Below are 16,388 nucleotides of genomic sequence, written 5' to 3'. Positions count from 1 at the left end.
ACCATCTCCTGAAACCGATCGTCAGTTGCTGCCGAGATCGAGCTGGGCGACCGCAACGCTGCGGATCGGGGCCTTCATCACCCAGCCGTACAGCGTGCCGGTGCCGGGAAGGAAGGGGTGGCTGGAATAGTCGTAGCTGACCGTGACGGTCACGCACTGCGCGCTGGCCAGGCCGCTGCACGCCGCCGGCGGCGAGACCACGATGGTGCCGCTGCTGCTGGCCGCGCTGCAGTCAGGCTCCTGGCCCGAGAAGCGCAGCAGCCATTGCATCGAGCGGCGTGCGGCCGAGCATGCGGCGACGCGACGTTCGGCGGTGCTGCCGAAGCGCAGCGATGCGCGCGCGCCTTCGGCCGATGCGGTCGCCAGCGTCTGCTGCGCGGCCATGATCATCACGCCGGAAAAGGTGAGCATCAGCAGCGGAAGGAAGCCGAGCATCATCATCAGTGCGTACTCGACGGTGATGACGCCGCGTTGGGATCGGATCGTCTTCATGGCAGTACTCCCAGGGTCGAGGCCGCGACCCAGCCGATGGCGGCGAAGGCGAGATAGGCGGCATAGGGGATGCCCTGGCGTCCCTGGCGGGCGAGGTGCATGTCCTTGATGGCCGGGCGCGCCTGCCAGTGTGCGCTCCATCGCGCGCAGTGCAGTTGCAGGCGTGGCGATACCCAGGGCATCAGCCGTCGCGTGCTGATCACCAGAATCGAGTGCAGGCCTGCCACCAGGCTTGCGGCGATCCAGATCGGCAGCAGGGCGTTCCAGCCCAGCAGCAACCCCAGCACGGCGAAGAACTTGACGTCACCGGCACCCATCCAGCCGAGCGCGTAGAAAGGCAGCAGCGATGCCAGCCCCAGCGCGGCGCCCAGCAGGTGCCCCCACCATGGCAGGTGCGGGCCGGAAAACTGACCGGCGACAATCAACGGGAGGGCAAGCGCGCACGCTCCGACCAGCCAGGCATTGGGGACACGGCGGGCATACAGATCGCTGATCGCGATGCGCAGGCTCACACCCATGGCCAACAGCCCCAGTAACGTCATCCCACACCCTCAGCGTCCATCAATGGACCGTTTCTGTTTCAGCACTTTCAGTTCTTTCAGCGATCCGCAGCCGCGGCCGCGTGGGCCGCGTGCGGACCGTGGCGGCGAGTTACCCGCCGGCGCCGACGCCGGCGGCCTTGTCAGCCAGATCGGTCAGGTTCGAGAAGAGTTTCTGGAAAAAGTCGGTGATCTCCTTGCCGCCGATGGCGATGATCACGCCGGCAATAACCGCTGCCAGCAGGCCATATTCCAGCGCGGTCACGCCGTCTTCTTCGTTGAGGAACTTGCGGATCGATGCGTTCATGACGGTTGTCTCCCTATACCAGTCAGGTTTACGTGTATTACCCAGGTTGAATGGGCGCCCGGCTCCGCCGGGTCCATCCATGGACCCCCGCCATCCTGGCAGGGGGACATGGCGGGACAGTCCCGCCATGGTCAATCAACGTGATCCCTGTCCCCGGGAGCAGCCTGCACACGAGCGCCATCGCGCGGCGTCCTGCCGCGGGTCAGCTGTGTGCGGGTGGCGTGCATCTGCATGTTTCCCCCTGGGTGAGGCCGATGTCGCGTGGCCGGATCACCATGGCATCGACTCTTGCCCGAATGGCGCGGTGCCGCAAGCCAAATCAATATGCAAATTCGGCAGAAAGCAATTTTCGCGTGAAGGAAAACGGCCGTTCAGGTGAAGAAAAAACGTTACCCGACAAATCCGTTCATTTGGATCGAGAAAATCGCCGGGAAGCCTTGCCGCATGCGAATTCCGTGCCATTCGTGGACCCATTTCGAAAGGCTGAACATTAATGGTTTACGTAATGCATCACTGTTTACGGACGCGCATTTACACGCAATACTCCAACGCAACCGAAACGTACGCGTGGCAGCCGGCCGCATTGCAGGCAGGGCTCGCTCGGCCACGATGAATGGATTGCGGCGCGCGCCCTGTCAGGCAGTGGGGGCGGCGGATACGGACTCATGGGGGACGACACTGTCATGGAAGGTGGGGTGGGCGATATCGAAGGCGGCCAGCTCGACGACGGTGAACTCCGGTCGATCGACCTGGCGACGCTGAGCGGTGTGCTTCGCGTCTGCGATGTGGAACTGCTGCTGCTCGACGGCAACGGGCCCAAGGCTGCCTTCTCTTCGCGCGTGCACGATGAAGCGCTGTTCTGCAGCATCACCTGCGGCTTCCATTGCCGTGGGCGCTTCATGCTGCCGCCGGACTGGGCGATGCTCGGCTTCGTGCATGCCACCGATGCAGTGCAGAGCTGGTGCCACGGCGTGCCGATGGTGGCGGGCATGTCGTTCACGGTGCTGCCCGAAGGCATCAGTGAGTTCACGCTCAGCGCCGGCACCCAGATCACCGTCATGCTGCTGCCCGTAGCGCGGGTGCAGCGCAAGCTCACCGAGCTGAGCCTGCGCAGCACGCCACCGGCCGGCCAGGCCCTGAGCCTGGTGCAGCTGCCCGTCGACAGCCAGGCGCTGGCCAACCATTACCTGCAGCTGCATGCGCAGCTGGGTCAGGGTGCGGCACTGCAGCCGGAAGAGACCGACCGCCTGCTGCACGAACACATCCAGGCGCTGCTGGCGGCCGGGCCTGCCGATCGCCCCGGCTTCACCCGCGCGCGGCGGACGCATTACCTCATTGCGCAGCGCGCCGAGAACTTCATGCGCCTCAACCTGCGGCGCAACATCTATATGAATGAAATCTGTGATGCGGCCGGCGTCAGCGAACGTGGCCTGCGCTACGCGTTCGAAGATCTGTTCGGCGTGTCGCCCAACCGTTACCTGTCGATGCTTCGGCTGTGCGCCGCATGCCGCAGCCTGTCGATGGCCGACTCCAGCCGCCGCTCGGTCAAGGCCATCGCACTCAGTTGTGGCCTGTGGGATCTCTCGCGCTTTGCCGACAACTACCGCAAGGTGTTCGGCGAACTGCCGCGCGACACGTTGATGCGCTCGCCGGCACAGATGGGCCAGCCGGCCTGAAACAGGCGCGCTGCCGAATCTGCATATCCGCCTGCCGAATCCGCCCGTGGCTTTGCCGGAATGCGCGATTGCCCTGCCGGAATGAAGTGCCCCACCCACGTTGAAGACGCTGAAATATCAGTCACGTGCCAACCGGCATGCCCACTGAATTTCAAGTCGTTCGTCAACGGGGGAAGTGCTCATGAACCGCATTTACCGGCGTGTATGGAACCGCCAGCTCAACGCTCTTGTTGTGGCCTCGGAACTGGCCACCGGCGATGGTGGAGCGACCACGCTCCGCGATCCGCAATCGAAACTGCTGGTGCCCAGTGCATTGGCCCTGGCGCTGCTGAGCGTTCTTGCCAGTGGCACCGCTGCCGCCAGTGAAGCCAACCAGTCGCTGCGCGACCTGCAGGCGCTGGCGGCCAAGTACACCCAGACCATGCCGGTCAAGGTGGATGCGGAAGTGGCCCTCGCCGCCGCTGCGCGCCAGGCACAGACCAGCCCGGCCATCAGTACCGATGCACGCATCGGCCTGCAGCTGAGCACCACCGGCCTGCCGGTCGTGCGCGATGTGCTGCCGGCCACCGTCAAGGTGTCGCTGGGTGCGGGCAACACGCCGCAGCAGGTGGCCGCACCCGTCGTGGCCGCCGATGTGCGCGCTTCGGTCGGGCTGGGCAGCAGCACCCGTGTCGACACCGCGCTCGGTGCGCAGCTGGCGCCGCAGGCACAGGCACCGCTGGCACTGTCCACCACTGCCGCCGCGAAGGCGCAGGTGGGCGTGGCCGGTACGCAGGTCGCCAGTCTTGATACCAAGGCTGCCGTTGCCGCCGATGTTGCGGCGACGCCTACCACTTCACTGTCCGGCCTGAAGGCCGCGGTCGATGGCCAGGTCGATGCGAAGCTGGCGCTGGCCGGCCATGCCATCGAAGGCCAGGGCCAGGTCGGCGCGACGGCGTCGGCCACGCTGCCGGCGAAGGAAGAGCTGCCGGGTGAAACCGAAGATCGCGCACTGACCGCCGGGCTCGATGGCTCCGTCGCGGGCAAGGTGCGCGTGCTCGGCCCCGATGGCGAAGCCGTCATCGCCGACCGCAACCTGAAGCTGGCCGGCACCTCGGTGGTGGGCGCGCAGACCAGTTCGCTGGGCCTGGGCGGCCTGCTCACCGGCGTCGGCAGTGCGCTGGACGGTGTCGGCGGCGCCGTCGGCAGCCTGGTCAACGGCGATCTCAACGGCACGGTCGGCAACCTCGGCGGTGCGGTGGGTGGCCTGCTCGGCAACACGCTGGGCGGACTCGGCCTGACCCAGCCGTCGCCGATCCCGACGGACAGCCCGAAGGCCCCCGTGGCCGTCGACCGCAATGCCGGTGTCATCGTCGGCACCGGTGGCCTGGTCGGTGGTCTCAGCTCATTGATCGGCCCGACCACCGCCAGCCTGTTCGGTGGCACCGGCTACCTGACCAACGGCAACCTCAATGTCAGCACCGCCAACGTCATGCAGACGTATTCGACGGTCAACCTGCTGGGCATTCCGCTGGTCAACGCCACCCCGGTCGGCACCACGCTGAATGGCCTGGGCGGTGCGGTCACCGGCGGCAACTCGCATCTCACCCTGATCGGTGGCGTGACGTCGGACAGCTACATCTACAACATCAACAACGGCAACCCGGGCGGCCTGCTCGGCCTGCTGCTGCCGGACCAGGCGCCGGACTGGGCGGCCAAGTGCCTGGACATCGGCCTGGCCAACATCTCCTGCTGGGCGGTCAACCCGGCACAGGACTACCAGGTGCTGATGGGTGACGGCGCTTATGCCAATGGCTCGCGGGAAGTGGTGATCGGCGCCAACGCGCGCCACGAACTGCCCCAGGTCGATGCCAGCATCGCCTTCCCCGGCAACGGCACCAACGATCCGACCAACCCCACCGGTGTCCCCACCGCCGACTACGCCGCGCGCATGGGCCATTCGGTGATCGTCGGCGACAGCGCCGTCGGCACCGCCAACGGGCAGACCCTGCTCGGTGCCGAGGCCACCTCGAACCAGGCCAACTCGGTGGCCCTGGGCTACCGCTCGGCCGCACTGCGCGGGGCGCAGGCCAGCTACACCGCCTTCGGCCTGACCGCTGCGCAGGTGTCCGCCGGTGAAGTGTCGGTGGGCAGTGCCGACGGTGGCGAACGGCAGATCACCAACCTCGCGGCGGGTAGTGCCAACACCGATGCGGTCAACGTCGCGCAGCTGCGGGGCGCGATCAGCCAGATCGATGCGCTCGGCGACGTCGCCGTCACCTACGACCTCGACGAAGCCGGTGACCCGGATTACCGCCGCGTCACCCTGGGCAACGGCACCGGCACCACCACGCTGTCCAACCTGGCGGCGGGCGCGATCAGCGCCGGCAGCACCGAAGCGGTCAACGGCAGTCAGCTGTTCACCAGCAACGATGCGATCACGCGCTTCTTCGGCGGCCGCACCGCCTTCGATCCGGCCACCGGCGCCTTCACCGCGCCGCTGTTCGAGATCAGCACCATTTCCGATGACGGCGCCATCGCGCAGGGCGCCTACGAGAACGCCACCGATGCCTTCGACGCGGTCGATGGCTCGCTGGTCAACCTCAACACGCAGATCAACGATATCCGCAATGGCGGCACCAAGTACCTGCGGGTGAACTCCACCGGCGTGGAAGCCGTGGCCACCGGCGCCGATTCCATCGCCGTGGGCAGCAACGCGCAGGCCACCGCTGCCAACAGCATCGCCGTGGGTGCCGGCAGCCTGGCCGACCGGGACAACACCGTCTCCGTCGGCGCTGCCGGTGCGGAACGGCAGATCACCCACGTGGCCGCGGCCACCGAGGCGACCGATGCGGTCAACCTGGGCCAGCTGCAGGCATCGGAGGAGGGCGCGCTGCGCTATGACCTCAACGCCGATGGCAGCGTGGACTACGCCAGCGCGACGCTGGGGCAGGGCGGTACCGCCACCACGCTGCGCAACCTGGGCCCGGGCGAGGTCAGCGCGCTCAGCAGCGAGGCCATCAACGGTGCGCAGCTGTTCGCCGCCAACCAGACCGTGGCCACCCATCTGGGCGGCGGCGCAGCGGTCGATGCCAACGGCGTGGTCACCGCGCCCACCTACACCATCAACAATGTGGCTGCCAACGGCACCATCAGCCAGGGCAGCTACAACGACGTGGGCAGTGCCTTCGATGCGGTGAGCAACTCGCTGGCCAACGTGGTCGACCAGACCGATGAACTGGACATGCGCGCAGTGAAATACGATGTGGATGCAAACGGCGACATGATGGATTCGGTCACCCTCAGCGGCACCGGCGGCGCAGCGGTGCGGCTGACCAACGTGGCGGCCGGCAGCATCCAGGCGGGCAGCAGCGATGCCATCACCGGCGACCAGCTGTTCGCCACCCATGCCACCATCGCCAACTACTTCGGCGGCAGTACCACCTACGACGGCACCACCTCGCAGTGGACCGCCCCGTCCTTCAGCATCTCCAGCATCGCCACCGACGGCAGCATCTCGCTCAACGACTACAGCAACGTCACGGCCGCGTTCTCGGCGGTCGATGGTTCGCTGCGCACGCTCAACCAGCGCATCCTCAACGGCAGCGCCAGCCCGTACCTGGCGGTCAACTCGGCGGCGGCCGCCGCCACCGCGACCGGCGATGAAGCCGTGGCGGTCGGCCCGCAGGCCAGCGCGGCCGGTGCCTCCAGCGTGGCGGTCGGCAACGGCGCCAGCGCCAGCGCCGACAACAGCGTGGCCCTGGGCAGCGGTTCGGTCGCCAGCGTCGGCGCGCAGACCGGCTACACCGGTGCCTACGGCGCGGCTGGTGGCAGCAATTCGGCCGGTGAAGTGTCGGTGGGCAGCAGCGGTGCCGAGCGCAAGATCACCAACGTGGCCGATGGCTCCGATGACCACGATGCGACCAACGTGGGCCAGCTGAACAACGGCGTGAACTACGCGATCGACCAGTCCAAGGCCTACACCGACCAGAAGATCCAGAACATCACCAACGTGGCCGGCAGCTTCCGCGCCAACAACAGCAACAACCTGGCCGACCCGGCCGCGACCGGCGCCAACTCCGCCGCCGGTGGTGCCGGTTCCACCGCCGCCGGGGCCAACTCCACCGCACTGGGCAACGGTGCGCAGGCGCAGGCCGACAACTCGGTGGCACTGGGCGCCGGCTCTGTCGCCGACCGTGCCAACACCGTGTCGGTCGGCGCCGCCGGTGCCGAGCGCCAGGTGGTCAACGTGGCCGACGGTACCCAGGCCACCGACGCGGTCAACGTGCGCCAGCTGCAGGCCTCGCAGCAGGGCACGTTGCGCTATGACACCACCACCAACGGCGATACCAACTACAACAGCGTCACCCTTGGCAGCAGCACCAGCGGGCCGACCACGGTGCGCAACGTTGCGGCCGGTACGGCGGGCACCGACGCGGTCAACGTCGACCAGCTGCGCGCCGGCATGTCGCAGACCCTGGACTGGTCCAAGGCCTACACCGACGAGCGCATGGGCGGCTTCGAGCGCGAACTGCGCAAGACCGACAACCGTGCCTCGGCCGGCATTGCCTCGGCGATGGCCACCGCAGCGCTGCCGCAGCCCAGTGAAGCGGGCCGCAGCATGGCCTCGTTCGCGGCGGGCAGCTACAACGGCGAATCCGGCATGGCCCTGGGCATTTCCGGTGTCTCCGAGGGCGGCCGCTGGATCTACAAGTTCAGCGGTTCCACCAACACCCGTGGCGAAGCCGGCGTAGCCGTCGGCGCCGGCATCCAGTGGTAAGTGCCCGGGCCGGGCTGCCCGTCAGCCCGGCCGTGCCCACCACATCGACAGGGGGAATCCCAATGACGTTCCAACGCACTTCGCGCCCCGGCCCGTTCGCCGCGTCGCTCGTCCTGGTCCTGGCCGCCGGCCTGCTGGCCGGTTGCCGCAGCACCGCATCCGCCGGCGACGCGCCGGTCGCCGACACACTGGTCAGCTTCCCCGAAGCCAGCAAGGCATCGCTGAAGGAAGGCACCTATCCCGACGTCGCAGACCTGCGCCGTTTCGCCCCCGGCATGAGCAAGCGCCAGCTGTACGCGCTGCTCGGCACGCCGCACTTCAACGAAGGCATGTGGGGCGTGCGCCAGTGGAACTACCTGTTCAACTTCCGCACCGCCCAGGGCGCGGAGTACTTCACCTGCCAGTTCCAGGTGCAGTTCGATGGCAAGGGCATCGCCCAGGCCGGGCACTGGAAGCCGCAGGCCTGTGCGGCGGTGCTGGATCCACCCGCGCCGCCGCCGGTGGCCGCGGCACCGGCACCGTTGCCGGCCCAGCCGCTGCGCCTGTCGGCCGATGCGCTGTTCGGCTTCGACAGCGACGTGCTCAGCCAGGCCGGCCAGTCGGCGGTGCAGGGCGTGCTTGCACAGGTGCGTGAAGCCAGCCAGGTGCAGTCGATCCAGGTGGTCGGCTACACCGATCGTATCGGCGGCGCCGACTACAACCAGCGGCTGTCGCAGCGACGTGCCGAGTCGGTGCGGGTGGCGCTGGTGCAGGGTGGGGTACCTGCACAGACCATCAGCGCGGAAGGACGCGGCGCCGCCGACCCCCTCGTGCAGTGCACGCAGCAGAACCAGCGCGAACTGATCGCGTGCCTGGCCCCGAACCGCCGCGTGCAGATCGCCGGCACAGCCCGGCGCGACTGAGTGCCTCGCCGGCCCTGCCGGCGCCCGTGTTTCCCCCCTGATCCGCCGGCCGGCGTGGATGCGTCTCCCCCGTCATCTCCGTCCGCCGGCGGGCCAGGTTTTTTCCATGGTGCGCGCGATGAATGCCCAATTCCTGCCCTTGTCCATGAAGACGGAAACCACAGTCAGCGTGTATGGCCAGCTCGGCAACCATTCGGTGGTGCGCATTCCCGGCCGGCGCCTGCCGGGCCTGATCCTGCAGGCCGACACCGTGGCCGGGTTCCTCACCCAGCTGCAGGACGCCCAGGCCTGCCTGCGCAGCGGGCGCGCGCAGCGTGCCGACGCAGAGTTGGACATGCTGATCGACACGCTGCAGCAGTGGTACGCATTGATCGAATCACGCCTGGCCGACGCCGGCGAAGCGCTGTAGCGGTCGCGGGTTCTGCCATCCACGCATGGCGTGGATCTACTGAACCAACCGGGTCCGTGGCAGTAGATCCACGCCATGCGTGGATGAAGGTCAATCGCTGTCTTCGACGCGCTCGCCCATCAGTTCGCGCTGGCGCTTGTCCAGCTCCTCGGCGTAGCGCTTGCGTACGAAGGCTTCGGAAACTACGCCCAGCACCTGGCCATCGCTGGCCACCACCGCCAGTTCGTCGGCCTGGGTCTGGTCGAAGCGCTGCATCACCGCCACCACGTTGGCGTTGGCGGCCAGTGCGACGTCGCGGTTCTCGGCGTAGTCGCCCACCACCGCGTCCGGCTTCACGCCGTCGCCGTACATGCGCGGAATCTGCACGATGCCGGCGTAGTGCCCTTCGCTGTCGACCAGGATCACGCGGCCGCCGGAACCCAGCGGGAAGCGCTGGCGGAACGAGGCCGTGTCCAGGTCGGCGGGTGTGGTGGCCACGCCCTTGCGCATCATCCGCCCGGCATTGAGGTTCTGCACCCAGCCCACGTCGCGTGCGCTTTTGATGGTCTCGCCGCGCAAGTGCATGCGCCAGGTCGAGAACGAGTAGCCGAACCACTGCCGCACCAGGGTGCTGGACACCAGCACCGCGCTCATCACCACACTGGTCAGCAGGAAGTCGTGGGTGCCTTCCAGCACCAGCATGGCCATGGTCATCGGTCCGCCGACCACGGCGGCGGCGAGTGCGGCCATGCCGGCCAGCGCGGCCGAGGTGGCATCGATCACCGGCACGCCGGTGGCCATTGCCAGCAGGCCGGCAAACAGCGCGCCCACCAGCGTGCCCATGAACAGCGAGGCGAAGAACAGGCCGCCACGGAAGCCGAAGCCCAGCGAGATGCCGGAGGCCAGGCACTTGAGGGTCAGCAGGGCGCCGATCCAGATCAGCGGCAGGTGGGTGGTCAGGTCCAGGTGCAGGGCGCCGTGGCCGGAGGACAGCACCTGCGGGCTGGCCATCGCCAGCGGAATCAGCAGCAGTCCACCCAGCACCGGCCGGCCCCACAGCGGCAGCGGGCTGCGCTTGACCGTGCCCTCGATCGAGGCGATCAGCCGCATCACCAGGATGCCGACCATCGCGCAGCAGCAGCCGAGCAGGCCGTAGATGGCGTAGTCGGCGGCGCGCACGTCGATGGTGGACGCGGCCGGCAGCAGGTAGGCGTCGATGCCGGCCTGGTCGGCCACGAAGGCGCCGGCCAGCGCGGCCACGGCCACCGGGGCCAGCGCGGCCGGGGTATAGGCGCCGATGACGATCTCGAAGGCATAGAAGGCACCGGCCAGCGGTGCGCCGAAGGCGGCGGCGATGGCACCGGCCGAGCCGGCCCCGACCAGGATGCGCACGTCGTTGCGGCGCAGGCGCATCACCCGGCCCAGCTGCGAGCCGCTGCCAGCGCCCATCTGCGTGTACGACGCCTCCAGTCCGACCGAGGCGCCGCAGCCGTTGGAGATCAGGGTCTGGGTCAGCACGATCAGGTTGTCGCGCATCGACATGCGGCCGCCGTGCAGGGCGTTGGCTTCCACGGCATCGAGCAGGGGGCGCTTGAGGCGGGTGGCGGCCAGGGCGACCAGGCCGACCAGCAGGCCGCCAAGTGGCAGCACCAGCAGGGCGGTCCACGGCAGCGAGGGCAGGGAGCTCAGCCGGATGCCTTCATCCAGGCCGTACAGCGCGGCCTGGAGCCAGCGTGCGATGCCCGATTGCAGCAGGGTCAGGCCGCCGGCGAGCAGCCCGACCACCAGGGCGAGGGCGATGAACCACAGGTCGCTGCCGCGCAGGCGCAGGCGCAGGCCCTGGAACGCCAGATGCAGGCGTGATGGCGAAGCGTGGGAGGACATGGTGGCGGCATGATACGCCGCCACCGTGATCGCTGCCCTCACCGCATCGGGCGGCTGGGGGGCTTAGAAGCGGTAGCGGCCCTGCGCGTAGAAGGTGCGCGGCGCGGCCACCATGCGCCCGGCGTTGCCGTCGACATTGCGGGTGTACCAGCGCTTGTCGGCCAGGTTGTTCACGCCCAGCGCGATCTCGCTGTCACCCAGGCCCGGCACCTGCCAGGCCACCTGCGCGTTCAACAGGCGCACGCCCGGCACCCGGCCCACGCGCGCATCGGCGCTCTCGGCCCAGGTGTTGGCGGCATCGGAGAACTGCCCGCTCTGGTGCGTGCTGGAGACGTTGAACGTCCAGGCGGCAATGGCGTAGCGGGCGCCGATGCTGTCGGTGTCACGCGAGTAGAACGGCACGTCCAGGCCGCGGTTGTCGCCGGACTGCTGGATGGCCTTGGTCCAGGTGTAGTTGGCGTACAGCTCCAGGCCGGCCAGCGCGCTGTCCTCGGCGAAGCGGTACTCCAGCGCGCTTTCCACGCCCTTGTGGTCGGTGGCGCCGATGTTCTGGAAGGTTGGCGGGGTGATGCCCGGCACCTGCTGGATCTGGTTGTCGAAGCGCATCTTGAACACGGTCACTTCCGCGCGCAGGGCGCCGTCCTGCCAGCGCGCACCCAGTTCGGTGGTCTTGGCCACTTCCGGGTTCAGCGGGTTGCTGGCGGTCTGCGAGTTCAGCTGGATGTTCTGCACCGGCCCGAACGAGGTGGTGTAGTTGCCGAACACGGTCAGCTGCGGGGTCAGCAGGTAGGCGATGTTGATCGACGGCAGCGCCTTGTCGTTGCGGCTGCTGAAGGTGGCGCCGCCACCGGCCTGGCGGCGGTCCATGTCGATCCATTCCATGCGCACGCCCGGGGTGATGCGCCACTGGCCGACGGCGATGCGGTCGTCCACGTAGAACGCATGCGCGTCGGTGGCGTTGTCGAAGCGGGTGATCGCACTTTCCACGCCGGTGCGGCGGACCACGGTGTAGCTGCGGTCGTTGCCACGCTCGCGCAGAAAGCGGTAGCCGGCGGTGATGTCATGTACGGTGCTGCCCCAGCGCAGGCGCTGGGTGTAGCGCGGCTCGATGCCGAGCACGCGGTAGTCGCGCGGCTGCACGGTCAGCTGGGTGTTGGCGGCGTTGATCAGCGAGCTGGCGCGGTTGCTCTCGTTGTAATAGGCCAGCACCTCGAACTCGCTGTTGGCCGACAGGGTGTTGGTGTAGCCCAGGTCGATGCCGGTGCGGTGGCCCTTCCAGAAATCGGTGGGCCGGGTGTTCTGGAACGGATCGGCCTCGTACTGGGCGCGGGTCAGGCCGCCCGGGGTCAGCGAGCGCACATCGTAGTAGGACAGCTTGGCGCGCAGCTCCTGCTGTTCGTCGATGGCATAGGCGAACTTCAGCGCCAGGTCGTCGAAGCGGTCGTCGCTGCCCTGGCGCCAGCCGCGGCCATCCTGGCCGGAATACAGCAGGGCCATGCCCAGGCCGTTGTCGGCGGTGCCGCCGAGGAAGGCGTTGTACTGGGTGCTGTCGCCGCCACCGTGGTCGTTGGCGCTGTAGCGCACGCCCGCTTCGCCGTGCAGGCCGGCCTCGGTGGGAATGGCGCGGGTGCTGAAGTTGATGATGCCGCCGACGTTCTGCGGCCCGTAACGCACTGCACCGCCGCCGCGCACCACGTCGATGGACTCGATGTTGGACAGGCTGGTCGGGGCGAACGACAGCTGCGGCTGGCCATACGGCGCCACCGCCAGCGGCACGCCGTCAAGCAGCACGGTCGAGCGCGGCGAGTAACGGCCGGTCAGGCCGCGCACGCCGATGTTCAGCGAGACCGAGCTGCCGGCGGTGCCGGAGTTGTCGGTGACCTGCACGCCCGGGATGCGGCGCATGGCATCGCCGATGCTGGCCGCGCCGCTGGCGTCGATTCGCTGGCGGTCGACCACGGTGCGCGCGCCGGCAAAGCTCTTCACGCTGTCGTGCAGGCCGGTGCCCAGCCAGCTGCCGGAGACCTGGATGCTGTCCAGGGTGGTGGCACTGTCCTGCGCGAAGGCGGTGGCGGACAGGCACAGGCTGAGGGCGGCGGCCAGGGGCAGGCGGGCCGGGGGCAGGATTCGGAAGGACATGGAGGCGGGCGCGGAAGGGTCGTAAATGAGAATTATTGCTGATTCCATTCGCCAATGGAATGCACCTTTGGAGGGTTGCGGATGAACGGCGGCGGAGGGCGGTGCTAGAGTGGGCGATTGCTTCCTGACTGCCGAGATCTGCCATGTCCACTGCCGCTTTCTACCCCGTCGGAACCCCTGGCCAGCCGTGGGGCACGGCGGAGCGGGAGCAGTGGCGCGGCCGCCAGCAGCGCCTGCGCCGCTATGACGAGGAAGTGCTGCCGCGCATCGAGGCCCTGGCTGACCGCTTCGACAAGGTGGCCTATGGCCAGCTGGACTACGCCGGCGAGACCTACACCCTGTACGCGCTGCGCAGCCGCGGCTGGAACCCGGCGCTGCCGGCGGCGCTGGTCACCGGCGGCGTGCATGGCTATGAAACCAGCGGCGTGATGGGCGCGCTGGACTTCCTCGAACAGCACGCGGCGGACTACGCCGGCAAAGCCAACCTGCTGGTGGCGCCGTGCGTGAACCCGTGGGGTTTCGAGCGCATCAACCGCTGGAACTACGATGCGATCGACCCGAACCGCAACTTCCGCGCCGATGGTCCGGCCCGCGAATCGACGGCGGTCATCGAGCTGATCGCCCCGTACCAGGGCCAGTTCGTGCTGCACATCGACCTGCACGAGACCACCGACAGCGACGAGAGCGAGTTCCGCCCGGCGCTGGCCGCGCGCGATGGCAAGCCGTTCGAGCCGGGCCTGATCCCCGATGGCTTCTACCTGGTCGATGACAGCGAGAACCCGCAGCCGGCATTCCAGCAGGCAGTGATCGTCGCCGTCGAGCAGGTGACCCATATCGCCCCGGCCGATGAGAAGAACGAGATCATCGGCTCGCCGGTGGTCGCCCACGGCGTCATCGAGTACCCGCTGGTGAAGCTGGCGCTGTGCGCGGGCATCACCGGTGCGAAGTACACCACCACCACCGAGGTCTACCCGGACAGCCCGCGCGCGACGCCGGCGCAGTGCAACGAGGCACAGGTGGCGGCGGTGCGCTCGGCGCTGGAGTACGCGCTGGCCCACCGCTGACAGGTAGTGCCGGCCGATGGCCGGCAGATGCGCTGCAATGCGGTTGCCGGCCAGCGGCCGGCACTACCGTTCGCCCCGGGCGCGCGCGTAACACGCGTGGCCTGTCCCGGGGCTGTCATCGCGACCCCGCACTTCATCCTGCGTCCACTGCCATTCATGCAGACTCGGTCGGCTAATCCCTGATCGACCGGAGATGGCTGCCGATGGAAGCACTGGAGCCTCAACACACCCCGGTGCGCACCCTCCGGCCCGTCTTCGCCTTCGCTGCGATCGTCGTCGTTGCCTTCGCACTGTTTGTCAGCCTGTTCCCGCTGGGCGCCGGCCGCCTGCTGGTCAAGGCGCAGGACTGGGCCGCGCTCAACGTGGGCTGGTACTACCTGCTGGCGATGACCCTGTACCTGGTGTTCGTGGTCGGCGTGGCCCTGTCCAAGTACGGCGGCATCAAGCTGGGGGCCGACCATGACGAACCGGAATTCAGTTATCTGTCGTGGGCCGGCATGCTGTTTGCCGCTGGCATCAGCATCACCCTGTTCTTTTTCTGCGTCTCCGAACCGCTGACCCATTACCTGCAGCCACCGCAGGGCGATGCGGCCGCCGGCGAGGCGGGTGCGCGCCAGGCCATGCAGCTGCTGTTCCTGCACTGGGGTCTGCATGGCTGGGGCGTGTTCGCGCTGGCGGCGATGGCGATGGCCTACTTCGCCTACCGGCACAACCTGCCGCTGGCGCTGCGCTCGGCGCTGTACCCGCTCATCGGCAAGCGCATCAACGGGCCCATCGGCTACACGGTGGATGCACTGGGCATCGTCGCCACCGTGTTCGGCATCGGTGCGGACATGGGCTTCGGCGTGCTGCACCTCAACGCCGGCCTGACCCATCTGTTCAACGTGCCGCACTCCAACCTGGTGCAGATCATCCTGGTGGCCAGCATGATGGGCGCCGCGGTGGCGGTGGCGGTGTCCGGCGTTGAAAAAGGCGTGCGCTGGATGGCCAACATCAACATGCTGCTGGCCATCGTGCTGGTGCTGTTCATGCTGTGCGCCGGCCCCACCCAGTACCTGCTCAGCACGCTCATGCAGAACCTGGGTGATTACCTGGGCAGCGTGGTCGGCAAGAGTTTCGATGTCTACGCCTACGGCGGCCGCCCGGAATGGCTGGGCGGCTGGACGGTGTTCTACTGGGCCTGGTGGATCGGCTGGGCGCCGTTCGTGGGCCTGTTCATCGCGCGCATCTCGCGCGGCCGCACCATCCGCGAATTCGTGTTCGGCGTCCTGCTGATACCGCTCGGTTTCACCCTGGCGTGGCTGTCGATCTTCGGCAACAGCGCGCTGGACCAGGTGCTGCACCATGGCCAGCAACAGCTGGCACAGCTGGCGGTGGATGACCCACCCACGGTGCTGTACGCGCTGCTGGACGGCTACCCGTGGAGCAAGGTGGTGATCGCGGTGACCGTGCTGGTCAGCTTCATCTTCTTCGTGACCTCGGCCGATTCGGGGGCGGTGGTGCTGTCCACGCTGTCCTCGCAAGGCGGTGCGCCCGAGGACGATGGCCCGCGCTGGCTGCGCGTGTTCTGGGGCACGGTGATCGCGGTGCTGACCGCCGGGCTGCTGCTGGCCGGCAGCATCGACGCATTGAAGTCGGCCGTGGTGCTGGCCTCGCTGCCGTTCTCGGCGGTGCTGCTGCTGATGATGTGGGGCCTGACCCGCGCCTTCAGCGATGAATCGCACCGCGAGCGTGCGCAGCAGTTCCGGCCATCACCGCTGATCGGCGACGACCGCCACCACCAGGGCTGGCGCCAGCGCCTGAGCCAGGCCATGCACTTCCCGGTGCGCGACCAGGTCTACCGCTTCATGGATGACACGGTGAAGCCGGCGATGGAAGCGGTGGCCGAGCAGCTGCAGGGGCAGGGCTGGGAGGTGGTCACGCGCTTCGAGGCCGGTGACATGGAGCTGTCGGTCAACCACGGCGAGCAGCAGGACTTCCAGTACCGGGTGATCCTCAGCGGCTACCTGACCCCGTCGTTTGCCGCGCAGCAGCTGCGCAACCAGCGCTACTACCGCGCCGAGGTGCATCTGTTCGAAGGCAGCCAGGATTACGACCTGGTGGGCTACAGCCGCAAGCAGATCATCAACGACATCATCAGCCAGTACGAACGGCACCTGCAGTTCCTGCATCTGAGCCGGTGATGTAGGTGGCTGGGTAGAGTCGAGCTTGCTCGACTGCCGTTGCCAGAAGCAGTCG

At 68.0% G+C, this 16,388-nt stretch carries 12 protein-coding genes; 7 read left to right on the top strand and 5 right to left on the bottom strand.

Going from position 1 to position 16,388, the window contains the following annotated elements:
• Positions 1-21: 21 nt before the first annotated feature.
• From C1925_RS12050 to C1925_RS12040, 3 genes are all read right to left on the bottom strand, one after another.
• On the bottom strand, positions 22-492 hold the full coding sequence (locus tag C1925_RS12050; protein ID WP_108769093.1) for a TadE/TadG family type IV pilus assembly protein: 471 nt from the start codon (positions 490-492) through the stop codon (positions 22-24).
• Positions 489-1,034 carry a prepilin peptidase gene (locus C1925_RS12045; protein ID WP_108769092.1) on the bottom strand — a complete coding sequence of 182 codons (546 nt, stop codon included), beginning with the start codon at positions 1,032-1,034 and terminating at the stop codon, positions 489-491. The genes C1925_RS12050 and C1925_RS12045 overlap by 4 nt, the downstream gene beginning before the upstream one ends.
• 109 nt (positions 1,035-1,143) lie before the next feature.
• Positions 1,144-1,338: a Flp family type IVb pilin gene (locus C1925_RS12040; RefSeq protein WP_108769091.1), complete on the bottom strand. Its 195-nt coding sequence runs from the start codon at positions 1,336-1,338 to the stop codon at positions 1,144-1,146.
• Between the two features lie 275 nt (positions 1,339-1,613).
• Here C1925_RS12040 and C1925_RS20980 point away from each other — a divergent pair, with 275 nt between their 5' ends.
• From C1925_RS20980 to C1925_RS12020, 5 genes are all read left to right on the top strand, one after another.
• Positions 1,614-1,832 (top strand): hypothetical protein, encoded by a 219-nt coding sequence (locus tag C1925_RS20980; RefSeq protein WP_159097520.1) that lies wholly within the window; start codon positions 1,614-1,616, stop codon positions 1,830-1,832.
• A 171-nt stretch (positions 1,833-2,003) separates the two neighbouring features.
• The gene (locus C1925_RS12035) at positions 2,004-3,014 is read left to right on the top strand and encodes an AraC family transcriptional regulator (protein ID WP_108769090.1); all 1,011 of its coding nucleotides are present in this window, start codon (positions 2,004-2,006) and stop codon (positions 3,012-3,014) included.
• A gap of 181 nt (positions 3,015-3,195) precedes the next feature.
• Positions 3,196-7,773 carry a YadA-like family protein gene (locus tag C1925_RS12030; RefSeq protein ID WP_108769089.1) on the top strand — a complete coding sequence of 1,526 codons (4,578 nt, stop codon included), beginning with the start codon at positions 3,196-3,198 and terminating at the stop codon, positions 7,771-7,773.
• Between the two features lie 62 nt (positions 7,774-7,835).
• Positions 7,836-8,675, top strand: coding sequence for an OmpA family protein (locus tag C1925_RS12025; protein WP_108769088.1), 840 nt, complete (start codon positions 7,836-7,838; stop codon positions 8,673-8,675).
• Between the two features lie 106 nt (positions 8,676-8,781).
• A complete protein-coding gene (locus tag C1925_RS12020) occupies positions 8,782-9,084 on the top strand; it encodes a hypothetical protein (RefSeq protein ID WP_108769087.1) in 303 nt (100 codons plus the stop codon).
• A 90-nt stretch (positions 9,085-9,174) separates the two neighbouring features.
• On the opposite strand, the gene C1925_RS12015 is transcribed toward C1925_RS12020, so the two are convergent.
• Together C1925_RS12015 and C1925_RS12010 are read right to left on the bottom strand one after the other, a co-directional pair.
• Entirely contained in the window at positions 9,175-10,947 is a 1,773-nt protein-coding gene (locus C1925_RS12015) for a chloride channel protein (RefSeq protein WP_254051315.1), read from the bottom strand.
• A 63-nt stretch (positions 10,948-11,010) separates the two neighbouring features.
• The gene (locus C1925_RS12010; protein ID WP_108769085.1) at positions 11,011-13,086 is read right to left on the bottom strand and encodes a TonB-dependent siderophore receptor; all 2,076 of its coding nucleotides are present in this window, start codon (positions 13,084-13,086) and stop codon (positions 11,011-11,013) included.
• A gap of 143 nt (positions 13,087-13,229) precedes the next feature.
• On the opposite strand from C1925_RS12010, the gene C1925_RS12005 reads away from it, so the two are divergent.
• Positions 13,230-14,150, top strand: coding sequence for a M14 family metallocarboxypeptidase (locus tag C1925_RS12005; protein WP_108769084.1), 921 nt, complete (start codon positions 13,230-13,232; stop codon positions 14,148-14,150).
• A gap of 203 nt (positions 14,151-14,353) precedes the next feature.
• Positions 14,354-16,333 (top strand): choline BCCT transporter BetT, encoded by a 1,980-nt coding sequence (betT, locus tag C1925_RS12000; RefSeq protein ID WP_108769083.1) that lies wholly within the window; start codon positions 14,354-14,356, stop codon positions 16,331-16,333.
• Positions 16,334-16,388 lie beyond the last annotated feature (55 nt).

This window comes from Stenotrophomonas sp. SAU14A_NAIMI4_5 (genome assembly GCF_003086795.1).
In the GTDB taxonomy this organism is placed as follows: domain Bacteria; phylum Pseudomonadota; class Gammaproteobacteria; order Xanthomonadales; family Xanthomonadaceae; genus Stenotrophomonas.
This window is presented reverse-complemented; position numbering and strand designations above follow the sequence as displayed.

Coding starts and splice junctions, on each gene's coding strand:
- C1925_RS12050 (WP_108769093.1), bottom strand. CDS start 492: ATGAAGACGATCCGATCCCAACGCGGCGTCATCACCGTCGAGTACGCA.
- C1925_RS12045 (WP_108769092.1), bottom strand. CDS start 1,034: ATGACGTTACTGGGGCTGTTGGCCATGGGTGTGAGCCTGCGCATCGCG.
- C1925_RS12040 (WP_108769091.1), bottom strand. CDS start 1,338: ATGAACGCATCGATCCGCAAGTTCCTCAACGAAGAAGACGGCGTGACC.
- C1925_RS20980 (WP_159097520.1), top strand. CDS start 1,614: ATGGCATCGACTCTTGCCCGAATGGCGCGGTGCCGCAAGCCAAATCAA.
- C1925_RS12035 (WP_108769090.1), top strand. CDS start 2,004: ATGGGGGACGACACTGTCATGGAAGGTGGGGTGGGCGATATCGAAGGC.
- C1925_RS12030 (WP_108769089.1), top strand. CDS start 3,196: ATGAACCGCATTTACCGGCGTGTATGGAACCGCCAGCTCAACGCTCTT.
- C1925_RS12025 (WP_108769088.1), top strand. CDS start 7,836: ATGACGTTCCAACGCACTTCGCGCCCCGGCCCGTTCGCCGCGTCGCTC.
- C1925_RS12020 (WP_108769087.1), top strand. CDS start 8,782: ATGGTGCGCGCGATGAATGCCCAATTCCTGCCCTTGTCCATGAAGACG.
- C1925_RS12015 (WP_254051315.1), bottom strand. CDS start 10,947: ATGTCCTCCCACGCTTCGCCATCACGCCTGCATCTGGCGTTCCAGGGC.
- C1925_RS12010 (WP_108769085.1), bottom strand. CDS start 13,086: ATGTCCTTCCGAATCCTGCCCCCGGCCCGCCTGCCCCTGGCCGCCGCC.
- C1925_RS12005 (WP_108769084.1), top strand. CDS start 13,230: ATGTCCACTGCCGCTTTCTACCCCGTCGGAACCCCTGGCCAGCCGTGG.
- betT (WP_108769083.1), top strand. CDS start 14,354: ATGGAAGCACTGGAGCCTCAACACACCCCGGTGCGCACCCTCCGGCCC.